The 14,949-nt window shown below is 43.3% G+C and carries 7 protein-coding genes; 2 read left to right on the forward strand and 5 right to left on the reverse strand.

Going from position 1 to position 14,949, the window contains the following annotated elements:
• Positions 1–88 precede the first annotated feature (88 nt).
• The 5 genes from F0364_RS22495 to F0364_RS22515 form a co-directional block, all read right to left on the reverse strand.
• Positions 89–2,467, reverse strand: coding sequence for an ABC transporter permease (locus F0364_RS22495; RefSeq protein ID WP_153800069.1), 2,379 nt, complete (start codon positions 2,465–2,467; stop codon positions 89–91).
• Positions 2,468–2,667: 200 nt separating this feature from the next.
• Complete coding sequence (locus tag F0364_RS22500) at positions 2,668–5,079, reverse strand: ABC transporter permease (protein ID WP_153800070.1); 2,412 nt, start codon at positions 5,077–5,079, stop codon at positions 2,668–2,670.
• 197 nt (positions 5,080–5,276) lie between these two features.
• Positions 5,277–7,682: an ABC transporter permease gene (locus tag F0364_RS22505; RefSeq protein WP_153800071.1), complete on the reverse strand. Its 2,406-nt coding sequence runs from the start codon at positions 7,680–7,682 to the stop codon at positions 5,277–5,279.
• 287 nt (positions 7,683–7,969) lie between these two features.
• A complete protein-coding gene (locus F0364_RS22510; RefSeq protein WP_153800072.1) occupies positions 7,970–10,408 on the reverse strand; it encodes an ABC transporter permease in 2,439 nt (812 codons plus the stop codon).
• Between the two features lie 254 nt (positions 10,409–10,662).
• Complete coding sequence (locus F0364_RS22515; RefSeq protein ID WP_153800073.1) at positions 10,663–13,089, reverse strand: ABC transporter permease; 2,427 nt, start codon at positions 13,087–13,089, stop codon at positions 10,663–10,665.
• Between the two features lie 824 nt (positions 13,090–13,913).
• On the opposite strand from F0364_RS22515, the gene F0364_RS22520 reads away from it, so the two are divergent.
• Together F0364_RS22520 and F0364_RS22525 are read left to right on the forward strand one after the other, a co-directional pair.
• The gene (locus tag F0364_RS22520) at positions 13,914–14,093 is read left to right on the forward strand and encodes a hypothetical protein (protein ID WP_153800074.1); all 180 of its coding nucleotides are present in this window, start codon (positions 13,914–13,916) and stop codon (positions 14,091–14,093) included.
• A 193-nt stretch (positions 14,094–14,286) separates the two neighbouring features.
• Positions 14,287–14,907 carry a kinetochore Spc7 family protein gene (locus tag F0364_RS22525; RefSeq protein WP_153800075.1) on the forward strand — a complete coding sequence of 207 codons (621 nt, stop codon included), beginning with the start codon at positions 14,287–14,289 and terminating at the stop codon, positions 14,905–14,907.
• Positions 14,908–14,949: the final 42 nt, after the last annotated feature.

The raw sequence follows: 14,949 nt of genomic DNA on the forward strand, positions 1-14,949 counted from the left end.
AATATCAGATGCCTCATTCTTCGGAATGATAAAACCTCTTATTTATAGAAAAAATGATTTATGCAAGAGGTCTAATTGACTATTGTCGCTACTCGCTCCTTAAACTTTTAACCGGGCTAATCAATGCCGCTTTTATGCTTTGATAACTTACTGTAAGCAGTGCAATACCAATAGCCGCGAAACCAGCCAGCAAAAACACCCACCATTCTATGCTTACTTTATAGGCAAACTCCTGCAGCCAGCTATTCATGGCAAACCATGAAACAGGAAATGCTATCAGCATGGCGATAAACACCAACTTTAAAAAATCAGACGCCAGCAAGGAAACAATGGTTGATACAGATGCACCCAGTACTTTACGCACACCTATTTCTTTGGTACGCTGTGCCGCGGTAAATGTTGCCAGGCCAAATAGACCGAGGCATGAAATGAAAATTGCCAGGAATGCAAAGTAGCTGGAAAGGCTGCTAACCACTGCCTCACTGCGATACAGGTTATCAAACTCTATATCGGAGAACCGGTAAGTAAAGGGCACTTTGGGGTTAAGTGATTTGCAGATTTTCTCTAATGCTTCAATAGATTGTTTTGTTTGTCCCGGGCGTATTCTTACAAGTATAGTGCCCCAGGGCCAGTTTTCATCAAGCCGTACAATCAACGGCTCAATAGACTGGTGCATGGAGTTAAAATGAAAATCTTTCAGCACGCCGATAATTGTTCCCTTACGGTTTCCCCAGCTAACAGTTTTGCCTACGGGATTTGTATATCCTATCCTTTTAACCGCTTCCTCGTTAAGCAGGTAAGCGGCCGAATCTGTTCCATAACTTTCTGAAAAATCACGGCCTTCTTTTAACTGCAGTTTCATGGTTTTTGTAAAGTCGTAACCAACAACCGCATCTGCAAAAGAAATTGTTACGCCAGGATCTTTACCCTCCCAGGATATGCTGCCGGTATGATGCTCAATAACAGTAGGTGAATTCCTCATTTTGGAGATGGCCTGTATGCCTGGAACTTTCTTAAGTTCCTGCTTAAACGCACTGTAGTTCTTAATCAGGTCTCCTTCTATGGGAACGTACAAAAGGTTTTCGCGGTTATATCCTATGTTGCTGCTTTGTATATAATCAACCTGCTTGTATATCACAATCATGCCGACAATAAGCATAATAGAAAGTGCGAACTGGAAAACAACAAGCCCTTTTCTAAATAATGTCGCCTTCCAGCTAAACTTTAGCGTGCCTTTTAACACCGTCACGGGGTTAAATGAGGAGAGAAACAAAGCAGGATAACTGCCCGATACAAAGCCCGTAATAACCAATAATGCTGCAACCACCGCCCAAAATGCCGGTTGTGCCAGCGGCAACGAAAGCGTCTTGCCTGTAAGATTATTAAAAGCCGGTAAAAGCAATGCCGCCAAACCAAGGGCTATCACTACAGCAAAAAAAGTTATCAGCATTGCTTCGCCTATAAACTGGCCTATTAAAACAGAACGAATAGCGCCAATAACTTTTCTCAGCCCAACTTCTTTGGCCCTGGCTGATGAGCGTGCAGTAGCCAGGTTCATAAAATTGATACAGGCTATGAGCAAAACAAAAATGGCCAGCAGTGTAAAAAGTTGAACATACTCTATGCGGCCTCCATCAACTTTGCCGTTCTTAAGGGTGGAGTGCAGGTACTTTTCCGCGTAGGGCTGCAATGCAAGTTCTGTAACGAAAGATTTGTCTTTCTGCTGGTAACGGTAAATAAAATCTTTAATCCTTGCTTCTACCGCAGCAGCGTTTGCGCCAGCCTGCAACTGAACATACGTGTTAGGGCTGGTATTGCTCCAGTTGTTTACCCATTTGTTTTCTTTTACAAAATCAGCCCAGCTTCTTAAGAAATCAAATTGCTGAGAAGAGTTGGCTGGTACATTTTCAAATACGGCGGTTACCTGGAGGTCTTGCTTATTTTCAAAACGTATGGCCTTACCAATAGCATTTTCGGGAGTACCGAAAAACATATTTGCCATTCTGCGGGATATAGCTATGGCATTTGGCGTACTTAAAGCTGTCTGCATTTTGCCTTGCAGCAATGGATAGCTAAACATGCTAAAGAAATCTGCACCGGCAAAAAAGCCTTGCATCTTGGTAATCTTTCCACTTGCTTCAAATGTGCTGCTGGTACCGGGCGGGGCTACATATTCCATTCCTGATGCATACTGCACTTCGGGTATTATTCTTTTTAGCTCATCTGCCAGCAAGCCCTGGGTGGAATAGCCCGCCTCTACTTTCCCGTCATAATAGTTACGCTCGTATACCTGGTATAACAGGTTACTATTGGTATGGAATTTATCTACGCTGCGTTCATCATACACCCAAAGCATAATAAGCAGGCTGCAAGCCATGCCCAGCCCCAGCCCCAGGATATTAATGGCAGAAAAAGCCTTATTTCTTATCAAATTTCGCCATGCGATTTTTAAATAACTTTTATACATGGTCAGGTTTTTTGTGTTGAAGTTTATTTGTTTGCTGTTGCCACGAAGCCGGATTGCTGCATAGCGGACAAAGCGTACAAGAGTGCGACGCAACTATGCTTCATAGTAGTACCTCCTGCCGGGCCCATAAAAAAATCCACAAGGCATGGGCAAAAAGGTAATAAGCAAAAACAATACATCGTTGCGGGCCGGAGTGATGGCTACTCGTTCCTTAAACTTTTTACCGGGTTAACCAATGCTGCTTTGATTGCCTGGAAACTAACCGTTGCTACCGCTATTAATATAGCTGCTGCGGCCGCCAGCAGAAACATCCACCAACTCATATCAATTCTATACGCAAAATCCTGCAGCCATTTATGCATCACGAAATACGACAACGGAAACGCGATGACGCAACCTATAGCTACCAGCTTTAAAAAATCTCCGGAAAGCATAGTGGTAACCTGTGCCACACTTGCGCCCAGCACTTTTCTTATGCCTATTTCTTTAGAGCGTCGCTCTGCCGTATAGGTAGCCAGGCCAAACAATCCCATGCATGCTACAATAATGGTAAGAGCCGTAAAGATGTTAAGAATGCGACCGGTTTTTTGTTCAGCAGCATAAGTTTGGTTGTACAGCTCATCCATAAATGCATAGCTAAAAGGTTCTTCGGAAGTAAGTTTTTGCCATTGCGTTTTTATACCCGCAAGCAAATCACTAATATGCTCAGCCCTCACTTTTACAATAATGCCAGACTCCGGCTGCAACACCATCAACAACGGTGTTATGGCTTCATGCAGCGATTTAAAGTGAAAATCTTTTACAACACCAACAACAGTAAATGCAACATTTTTTCCCCGGTGGCTGTTCTCTCTTATAATTCTTTTACCCACTGCATTATTGCCCCAGCCAAAAGCCCTGGCAGCGCTTTCATTAATAATCATGCCTAAAGAATCTGTAGGAAATGTGGCTGAAAAATTCCTGCCTGCCGCCATTTGCATACCCAATGTTGGAATATATTGTTCATCAATTTTATATTCCAGTGTTTTCATCATCATATCTTCTCTGCCCTCTGGGTACGCTAAAGAATTGTTGTTAAAGCTTGGGCCGGCCGGTTTATAACCAGACACGGTGATGTTTATAACCCGGGGGTCTTTCAATAGCTGCTCTTTAAAATATTTTTCATTTTTACCGAGCGCCCATGAATTGTTCAACACCAGCAAATGTTCTTTATCGTACCCCAGTTTAGCACTGCGAATGAAATTCATTTGCTGGTAAATAACAATGGTTCCTGTAATTAAACTAACTGAAATAAAGAATTGGAAAACCACAAGGCTGCTTCTTAAGCCAAAGCTCTTTTTACCGGCAGTCAGGTTGCCTTTGAGGGTAGTTATAGGTTTAAATGAAGAAAGAAAAAATGCCGGATAAATACCTGCCAGCAAGCCAACCAATAAACCAAGACTGAGAAGCACTGCCAACGGCTTAAAGCTAAAACCGAGCGATAAATTCTTGCCCGATAAATCATTAAACACAGGCAAAGCCATCTGTACAAATACGGTAGATAAAACCAGGGCTACACATGTTATCAATACAGATTCCAGTAAAAACTGTTGTATTAATGCGGGTTTACCAGAGCCCATTACTTTGCGCAGGCCTACTTCCTTTGCTCTTTTAGAAGCCCCGGCGGTAGAAAGATTAATAAAATTTATACAGGCTATCAGTAACATAAAAAAGGCCACCGCACTAAAAATGTATATATATCTTATATCCCCACTGGGGCCTAATTCAAAATTACTGTGAGAGTAAAAATGTATATCTGTTAAAGGCTGCAGAACAAAACCAAGCTCGTTTCCTTTTGTTCTAAACTGTGCCAGGCTTAAACCCATTTCCTGCTGTATTTGGGGGCCCATATATTTCTCTACCATGCCGGGCAGTTTGGCTTCTAGTTTCTTATAGCTAAAGCCCTTTTTTAAAACCAGGTATGTAAAAAAGTTGGATGCCATCCAGGTAGGTTGCCGGGCCTCATCCAGGGTTGCCATAGACCCAAACATATCAAAGTGAAAATGAGAATTAGCCGGTACTTTATCTATTACACCTGTTACTTTTAATGGGTTGTTATTATTAAAGATCAGCACTTTGCCAATGGGCTCTTCATCACCAAAAAACTTATGCACCTGTTCTTTTGTTATAACCACAGCGTCAGGCTGTAATAATGCTGTTTTTGCATCGCCTTTTATAAACGGCAACGTGAATACATTAAAAAAGTTAGCGTCAACAAAAGCAAGTTCCGCGTCTTTAAAAGACTTGTCTTTATACGCAACCTTTGGCCTTCCATCAACATGCAGGCGGGTAGCTTCTTCCACTTCCGGGTAGTCATTCATTAACGCCTGGGCTACCGGTGGCATTACATTAGCCTCATTTATTTTTCCCCCATTAATACTTGCATTAAAAACAATACGGTATGTCCTGTCTGCTTTTGTATTAAAACGATCGAAGCTTAATTCATCTTGCACAAAAAGCATGATAATAAAGCACACGGAAATTCCAATGGATAGGCCAAGGATGTTAATCAACGAGAAAGCTTTGTTTTTCAGAAAGCTTCTGTAAGCAATTTTAAAATAATTCTTAAGCATGCCTTTCAATTTATTACCAGTTACCAGTTGGGCAGCTTCCGGTATGTTTTAATAATTATGAACTTAGCAGCATTGCTACTATTAAGCTTTTCTTGTGTCACTCACTTGTACTGCAACAATTCTATTCAACAGTTGCAGCAGCACGCCCCAGGTACAAAAGCGCCGTTTGTTACCACGCCATGTACATCCCTGGTATATTATTCCGTCCTTAAACTTTTAACAGGGTTAGCAACCGCTACCTTAAAGCATTGCAAGGCGATAAGCCCAAAAGCTATCACTGAAATAAAAACCAACACAAGCAGGTAAGGGAAAACATCCTGGTTAATACGATAAGCAAAATTTTGCAAAAGGTTTTCTGTAACCATATAAGCAAGTGGCCAGGCAATAATGTTTGCCAGTACAATAAGCACGGCATACTCTTTTAAAAATAGGAAAATGATATTGCCGGCATCTGCGCCAAGTACTTTACGAACTGCTATCTCCTTGTTTCTCTTATTAAGCATAAAAGCTACTACGCCAACAATACCCAGCAAAACAATTATCACGTTAAGAATAGTAGCAATATTCGCCGCTGTTCGTAACTGCAGTTCCGCTTTATAGAGGGAGGCAAACTTATCATCCATAAAAGTGTATTCAAATGGCGCTGATGGCACAAAGGATTTCCATTTACTTTTTATATCGTTGATGGAGCCGGAAATATTTTCCGTGTTCAATTTTACTACTAGGTACCGGTAAGCATTACCACTGTTTATATGAACATAGCCTATGGCCCCAATCTTTTCCTGCAGCGAAGAGAAATTGAAATCCTTCATTACGCCTGCAACGGTAATGGGAGCGCCAGCGGCACCGGTTTCTATTATGCGCCCTACCGCGTTTTGTGATGTAAGCCCCAGTTGTTTCGCGGCCGTTTCGTTTATTACTATCCCGTTTTTGCTGTTGGCAAAGAAGGAGCCTGCCATCATCTTTATACCGAACGTTTTGGCATAATCTTCATCGGCTGCCGCCACTGGTAAGTTTAGCTGGTTATTTTTATCACCGGCATTTTTGAGAGGATAAAGAACAATACGCCCAAAAGGGGTGCTTTCAGGAAGGTCGAAAACCAACGAAGCATTTTTTACTTCCGGCAACTGGAGCAGGCCCTGTTTAATGCTTTCCATTCTTGCTACGCCGGCGCTATCCCACTGTTTGGGAAAAGCGGTTATTACCAGCAACTGGTCTTTGCTGTAACCGAGGTCTTTTTGAAAGATAAATGATACCTGTTTTGACAGGTTTAAAGTGCAGATAAAAACCACTATAGCCAGGGAGAACTGTACTATCAGCAGCCCACGTTTTAAAACAAGCCCTCCGGTTGAACTGTCTATCTTACCCTTTACTGCATGCAAAAGATTTTTTGAACTTAGCACGAATGCGGGATAAAGACCCGCCAAAACGCCAATCAGTACTGCGAATGACAGCAACAGGCCAAACTCGGCCAGGCCAAAGCGCCAGAAAGATAAAAGCTCTGCATTTAACACCTGGGAGAACACCGGGCGGCACAACTGGTACAGCACAATGGAAATAACAGCGGCAATCATGGAAAGTATCAATGACTCAGTAACAAACTGAAATATGATTTGCTTCCTGGCGCCTCCAAATGTTTTACGCAATCCTATTTCTTTAAGCCTGTAAGAAGACGTACCGATATTTATGTTGACAAAGTTGATGATAACCATCAGCAGGATAAATACCGCGATGATAGAAAGAACCATTATCATCTTTCGCACAGCACCGTTATTGTCATTAAGGTAGTAATCTCCTACGGGCACCATAGCGGCGGAAAGGTTCTTCCAAACAAAGTCTGCACTGTTCTTTTTAAGAAGGCTATTCAAAAGCGGCTCAACAGTTTTGGGGTTAACACCGGGCATTAATTCCAGGAAGCTTATTTCATTGGTATTATCCCAGCTTAAAGAGGGGTCTTGTACGGAGAAAAAGCGGCTGCCTGTTGTTGGTATGTACACACTGTATTTGCCGCTGATAAGGTTGGTTACTGAATTATAGGGTATATCCTTCAGTACCGCAGATACCATATAATCCTGCGTAACACCTGCAACCGTTGTTTGGATAGTTAAGGTTTTGCCGACGGCATTTTTTGTTCCAAACAATTTTGCGGCAAAGCTTTCCGTAATTATGGCAGAGCTGTTATTGGCAAAAGCCTTATTCTTATCCCCATACAGCAGGGGGAAACCATACATACTTACCAGCGTAGTATCGCCTATGGCGATATCTTCTTTAAAATGTTTATCCCCGGCAGATACAACATTGGTAACCGGGTTATACCTGAAATAATTTTTAATAAGGCTGGGATAATTTTCTTTGGCTGCCTTTGCCAATGCCGAAATGCTTACTATTTCAAGCCCTAAATCTTTTTGCTTGTAGATGCTTTTAAGAAAATACTGGTTTTCTATGTTACTCAGGCTTTTATTTACACGCTGCTGGTTTAGTACATATACAGCAATGATCATTGAAAAGGTAATGCCGATGGAAAGGCATAAAATGTTGATGAACGAAAACAATTTATGCCTTTTGAAATTTCTGATAGCAACGGTTATATAGTTTTTCAGCATAGTTTGATTTTCAGATTATACAATAGCCAAACTCAGTATTCTCTTATATAGCCAACCTATTTTAAATGCCGGAGCGAGGTAATCATTTTACGGCCAGATTGCTGCGTAGCGAATCCAACAGTACAAGAGTGCGACGCAAGTAAAGCCTCATAGTAGCACCTTCTGCCGGGCCCATAAATAAAACCATAGTCATAAGGACAAAAAGTCACAAAGGCAAGCAAGTCTTCAAGGCAATGAGTCACTAAGTAATTTTGCTTAAAAGCATCACATAACACATCGCTACCGCCTTACTCACTTCTTAAACTCTTAACCGGGTTAACCAGTGCTGCTTTAATAGCCTGAAAGCTAACTGTTGCCACAGCAATAACTATTGCCATCAAACCAGCCGATACAAACATCCACCAGCTTATGTTTACCTGGTAAGCAAAACCTGCCAGCCAACGGCTCATGGCATACCACGCAAGGGGGCAGGCAATAACAATGGCTATTAATACCAGCATTACAAACTCCCTGGAAAGCAGGGTTGTAATGCTGCCTACAGATGCACCCAACACTTTACGTATGCCTATTTCGCGGATGCGCTGTTCGGCAGAAAAAGCTGACAGCCCAAACAGGCCAAGGCAAGCTATAAGTATGGCTACAATTGTAAAGAAGCTTACGATGGTTGATGCCCGCCTGTCTTTCTCGTAATTTCTTTGAAAATCACTGTCAAGAAAAGAATATACGAATGGAGAACCGGCATTGATGGTATTCCAGGTTTGTTCTACTTCTTTCAGCAACCGGGTGTAATCACTGGTTGATGTATTGGCAATTACATAGCTATTGGCGTTACCAAAAAACCGGTTGAACCCAAATGGTTTTATGGAGTTATACAGGCTTTCGAAATTGAAATTCTTTACCACGCCGATGATTTGCATAAAGCCGTTAACATCTTTAAAATTGAAATAGATTTTTTTGCCCACCGCGTTATCAACAGTATACCCCAGTTCTTTAAGGGCCACTTCGTTAAGAACGATGGCATTTGAATCGGCAGTAAATTCTTTTGAAAAACCACGGCCGGCAATCAGCTTAAAGCCTAAAGTTTCAAAGTAATCATGTTCAACATTAGCCAGGTGAACATCTACCACATCTTTGTTTGTTTTACCTTCTGCATAAAACAGCATGTCTTCCACATTAGGTATACCGGGATAGGTAGAACCGCTGGTGACTGTTTTAATAGCCGGGTTTTTCAACAGCTCATTTTTTAACGCTGCGTAATTCCTGGCTGCGTCCTGGCTTTGCAGCGGCAGTACCAGTTGCTTTGATTTATTAAAGCCCAGGTGTTGCTTTTCCACGTAATGCAGTTGGCGCACAATAACCATTACACCGAGTATAAGGCATACGGAAATTGTGAACTGGAATACTACCAACCCCTTGCGAATGGCTACTGCCGAAAAATGATTTAGCAACCGGCCCTTTAACACGGCAACCGGCTTAAAAGCTGACAGGTAAAATGCCGGGTACAGGCCTGACACAATACCCGAAACTATAGCAAGGCCAGCGATGGCAAGCCACATTGCCGGCTCATCAAACAAACCTATGCTTTTGCTGGTAACCGGGTTAAAATATGGCAACGACATTGACACAATCAACAACGACAAAGACAAAGCCATTAAACTCATCGTTACAGACTCGCCTAAAAACTGCAGCACCAGCGATTGCTTTTCTGCACCCAGCACCTTGCGGACCCCTACTTCTTTTGCTCTTTTCGAGGAACGGGCGGTGGACAGGTTCATGAAATTGATACAGGCAATCAGCAATACAAACAAGGCAATGCTGCCCATAATGTAGAGATAATTAATGCTGCCGTTGGCGGCTATTTCGTTATCTAAATCTGAGTGCAGGTAAATATCCTGTAAGGGTTGAAGGAATAATGATTTGGAAACGCCCAGTGCCTTCATATCCTGTCCGCCGCGGCGCTCAATAAATGGCTGTAGCTTTTTGGCAAATGCATCCACATTTGCACCGGGCTTTAACTTCACATAAGTATGAAATATATTGTTGGTGGCCCAATTGGTTTGCCCGTCTACCCATGTGCCAATATCTCCATTGCGCATGGAAAGAAAGAAGTGGGCAGGAATATGTGATTTGATACCATCATCCTCAAACACCGCTTTTACGGTATACGTAAAATTTCCGTAGGGCATGCCTATTTCAACCGGCTTGCCAACAGGGTTTTCATTGCCGAACATTTTATGAGCCACACTGGCGGAAATAACCATGCTGTTGGGTGCATTAAGCGCCGTTAACGGGCTTCCATACCTGAACGTATAGGTGAACAAACGGAAGAAGGTAGAATCAACATAGTAACCATTGGTTTCGTAAAACTGTTTTTGTTCTTTGCCCTGTTTCCAGGTAAGCAGCATTTTCTCAAGCCCGGGAAATTTCAGCAGCCTGGTTACCTGTTCTACTTCGGGCATATCCTCTTTTAACCCCCAGGCAACAGGGCCGGCTGCAGCTGCCCAGGGCTGGCTTTTTACCGTACCCAATTGCGCAGCTTCTGAAGCTATACGGTATGTGCGGTCTGCACCCGCATGCTGCCTGTCGTAGCCCGATTCGCTGAATACATACAACATAATCAACATGCAGGTAGCAAGGCCAATGGCCAGGCCAAATATGTTGATAAAGGAAAATGCCTTGTTCCTGCCAAGGCTTCTCATTGTTATTTTTATAAAATTTCTCAACATATCATCAGTTTACAGTTCGTTTGTTCAAGGTTCAATGTTGCTACGGAGCGGGGTTGCTGCACAGCGAATCCCACTGTACAAGAGTGCGATCCCGAATCGTTCCTCTCGGGACAGGCTACAGTAAAGCCTCATACTTGTTCCTGCTGCCGGGCTCATAAAAAAACACAAAGTCGGAAGACAAGAAGTCAATAAGTCAAATAAATGCTCCGCTTCACCCCTCTCCACTCCGTGGAGAGGGGCTGGGGGTGAGGGGCCTACTCGCTCCTTAAACTTTTTACAGGGTTTGCCAGTGCCGCCCTTATTGCACGGTAGCCCACCGTTATCCACGCTATTACCAGCGACGCCACCATGGCCAGCACAAAAATTCCTGCGCCGATGCTTATGCGGTATTCAAAATTCTGCAACCAGTTGTTCATAAAATACCAGGCCACAGGCACTGCTATAACAAAGGCAATGGTTATAAGAACGGTAAACTCTTTAGAGAACATAACAACAATGTTACCTACGCTGGCGCCCAGTACTTTTCTTATGCCTACCTCTTTTGTTTTTTGTACCGCCATAAACGAAACAAGGCCATACAAACCAAGGCAGGATATAAATACGGCAATACCTGCAAATATTTTATACAGCAGGGCAAGCTGTGTTTCCTGCCGGTAAAAACGTTCTATCGTTTCATCTACAAAATGGCTGGTAAAGGCATATTCCGGATAAGTTTTCTCCCAGAGTTTTTGTATGTCAGCCGTTGTTTTTGTAAGGTTATTGGTGCGCAGCTTAACCGCTATGGTATAATAAAAATCGTTGCGGCTGGCAATAGTAAGGGGCTTAATATCTTCCCGCAAAGAGTTGGTTTTAAAATCTTTTACCACGCCTACCACCGGCAGCCACAGGCCACCGCCAATACGAAGGTTTTTGCCAACAGCGTCGGCCGCTTTTTGCAGTTTTAATTTTCTTGCCAGCGTTTCATTAATTACAATTTCACGCAGGGTATCGCTGGGTACAATATCCCTGCCGGCAATTAACTGCAGGCCGTAGGTTTTAATATAATCAGCATCGCCGTATTTATGAAACACGGCAAAGTCCTCGTCTTCCTTGTTGTTAAAGGCAAAGTTAGAAGCCCAGTTATTGTCTGATGAAGCTTCGTCGCTGGCAAAAGAAACGCTTACAACGTTAGGGTTTTGCAGCAGTTGCTGCTTCAGTGGTTTCATGCGGGCCTGGTTTATGCTATCGCTGTAGGCAGGCAATACCAATAATGCCTCTTTATTAAAACCCAAATCGGCATTGCGCACAAAGTTCATTTGGCCAACCGCCACTATGGTTCCTATAATCAACACCTGCGATATGGCAAACTGTGTAACCACCAGCACCCTGCGCAGCGATATGCCGCCCACGCTGGCCAGGTTTATTTTATTCTTTAATGCAAGCGCCGGCTTAAAGCCCGATACAATTAACGCAGGATAAGTACCTGACAGCAGCGTAACCACTATTACAACAGCGGCTAAAAACAATACGCTGCCGGTGTTAAACAGCGATATACCTTCCGGTACGCTTGCCACATGGGTAAGGTAAGGCATGGCCAGTTTAGCAATGCCCATAGCCAGCACAAGAGAAAACAGTACTATCAAAAATGTTTCGCCCATTACCTGCCCAACCAGTTGCCCGCGGCCGCTGCCCAATACTTTGCGTATGCCCACTTCTTTACCCCTGCCTGCCGCCTGTGCCGTGGATAAATTAATAAAATTGATGGAAGCCATTACGATAATCAGGGCGCCTATTAAAGCCAATGTCCACAATACTGTTTTGCTGGTACTATGGTCTCCCAGGTTTTCGTAGCGGCCATCAAAATGCATGTCTTTTAACGGTTGCAACACCTGCATGCGCTTATTGCGCCCGTCATTATGATAATGTTTCTTTACAAAGCCAGCCATTTGTGCCTGCACGCTTGCCACGCTTACATTGGCGGGCAGCATTACATACACCTGGTGGTTACTGCTAAGGCTGCCCCATTCAGGGGAATAGTTGTAAGAATCGGGGTGTGCTTTTAAAGTTTCGTAAGCGGCAAACAGCTTTATCGGAAAATCAGAGTTCTTTGGCGTTTCTTCAATAATGCCGGTTATCTTAAGCAGTATGGTGTTATCAAGTTTAAGGTATTGGCCGGTAGCTGTTTTCCAATCGCCAAAGTATTTTATAGCGGTGGGTTTATCTATCACAGCGTTGCCTGGCTCACTCAGCGCTTTTGCGTTCCCCTCCAGCCACACAGCATTAAACATGTCAAAGTATGCAGGGTGGGTAAAGGCAAGCGTTGTTTCCTCTAAAAATTTCTTGCTTACCGCAACATCACTGTTAGGGTTATTGCCCAGCACGGTAACCTGGTTGCCCGATGTGGCGGCCACTGCGGCTATTTTTTCAAACTGCGGAAAATCCATTTTCAGTGCATCGTAAGCTGGCGATGGTATGCCGGGGTTATGTCCTTCGCTGCCATCGTTGTTCTTTGTGTTGGTTACAACGCGGTAAATACGGTCGTAATTTTTTTGAAACCGGTCATAACTTAATTCAAACTTTACCACGGTAAAAATCAACAGCGAGGCGGCAATGCCTACGGCCAGGCCTGTAACGTTAATGGCGCTGTAAGCTTTATGCCTTAAAAGGTTTCTCCACGCAACTTTAAAATAGTTTTTAATCATTTTGTTTGCTTTGGTTTTAGCCGGCGGTACCTAAAAAACAAACAAATGGTTCAACAGCTATGCCAACAGCCTAAGTGGTTAAAAACAAATACATTACGAGTATTAAAAACAAGCAACTGTACGAAAACGAACATATTTTGTACGCTGGCGCACAAAAAGCCGCGCCGGGTTTTTTATTGCTCCGCAATAAGGATTTCTTCTTTGGGTACGGACTGCATTACTACTATGAGGCTTCCGTTGTGTCACTCACTTGTACGGCTGGTAATACTACTCAGCATTGCTCAGCAGGTTTACAATATGCTGCCGCTTAATTTCAGTACTGCTCCAATCATAACAAACCTGCTGTTAAGCCATAACCCTGCGTATAGATTAATTGCCAGGTGCATAATTTGAAATTCTGTTGCAAAAAGCTGTCAATTAACCAGTTAGGCTACCATTCCAGGTACCCATTTGCAACATTGTTCCAAATATACGGCGCCACTTAAACCCGATATCTTCCGTTCACCACATCCATAATTACCGCCTATCATACATACTTTACCATTTGTGAAAGCGCAAGCCCCGCTGTTCCCACATTCCCATACGGTATACTTGTCCCGTTATATATCTTTACTCCATCAAATCAAACGGGAGGCAAGTTCTCCATCGAATATGAGCAACAAATATCTGGATTCTCTTTTTGCCAACTTCCGCCAGAGAGTTAAACCACCGGAAATCTCCATCCTGTAATCCTCCAGAGTAAAGATTCAACTACATTAACCATGTGTTGTCAACCGGAACCAGGTTTCGGAACTGACAGGTACTCCATTTAACCATTTGCGAAAATGAAACCTATCATTATCGTGATTATGGCTGCCAGTGCTATTATGCCGGCTATGCGCCATACATCATCTAAGCCTGTAACCCACACTAAAAAAGTGCAGGACAGGCCTAAGCAACCAGAGAAAAAGAATGACAGCAATGTTCTTTTTCACGACGTGAACATGAGGCACCTTATCTTCTAAAAATCCCTTCCGCAAATACAGAACAAACGGATGTGAACATAGGCACAACTATGTACTGGAAGAGGTATGCGCAAGAAGCTGCGGGTTAATAGCTACGAGCTGCGGGTAACAGAGGTGATATACACACTTCTGGTTGCTCACCACTCACTATTCACCATTGACCATTCACCACTCACCAATAAAACCAACAACTATGGCAAGTTTAGGAAAAAGGATCCTCTCTGCTTTTGTGGAAGTAACAGACGATGAACAACCTGTTACAAAGCCGGAGGACGCACAACAGGTTTCCACAACAACAGGTACGGGCAGTCCTGCTTATGCGCCCAGGTCAAACGAAAAGTTCAGGGCCTATTTCGATAAGCTATTCAGCGAAGCGAATATACCGGGACCGGACTACTTCGAATTCTCAAAAATGACCGAAGCCATGCAAAGTATGCCTGATGAAAAAACCAGGTACACCGTGGCCTTTGCCGGCCTTAGTGTGCAGGGGCTCGACAGGCAGAAGCTATTGGCTACCGCGGCCCAGTACCTGCAGGTGCTGGACAATGACGCGGCCAATTTCGACTCAACAGTTGATGCCGCACTGCAGGAAAAAGTAATCTCCAAACAAAAAGAGATTGCAGCTAAACAGCAGCGCATCAACGATCTCACCAGGGAGATTAATGACCTGCACAACCAGGTTGCCGTATTGAACAATGAGATTAAGGAGAATGAGGAAAAGATTGAGAGCAATACCGGCGGCTATAAGGCAGAACTGGAAATGATGAGGAATAGGATTTTGTACGATATAGAAAAGATTAAGCAACTGATATAGTAAAAAACGAAAAGTAAAAACAATCAATAACAAATGCTCATC

The organism is Foetidibacter luteolus, from assembly GCF_009650435.1.
In the GTDB taxonomy this organism is placed as follows: domain Bacteria; phylum Bacteroidota; class Bacteroidia; order Chitinophagales; family Chitinophagaceae; genus Foetidibacter; species Foetidibacter luteolus.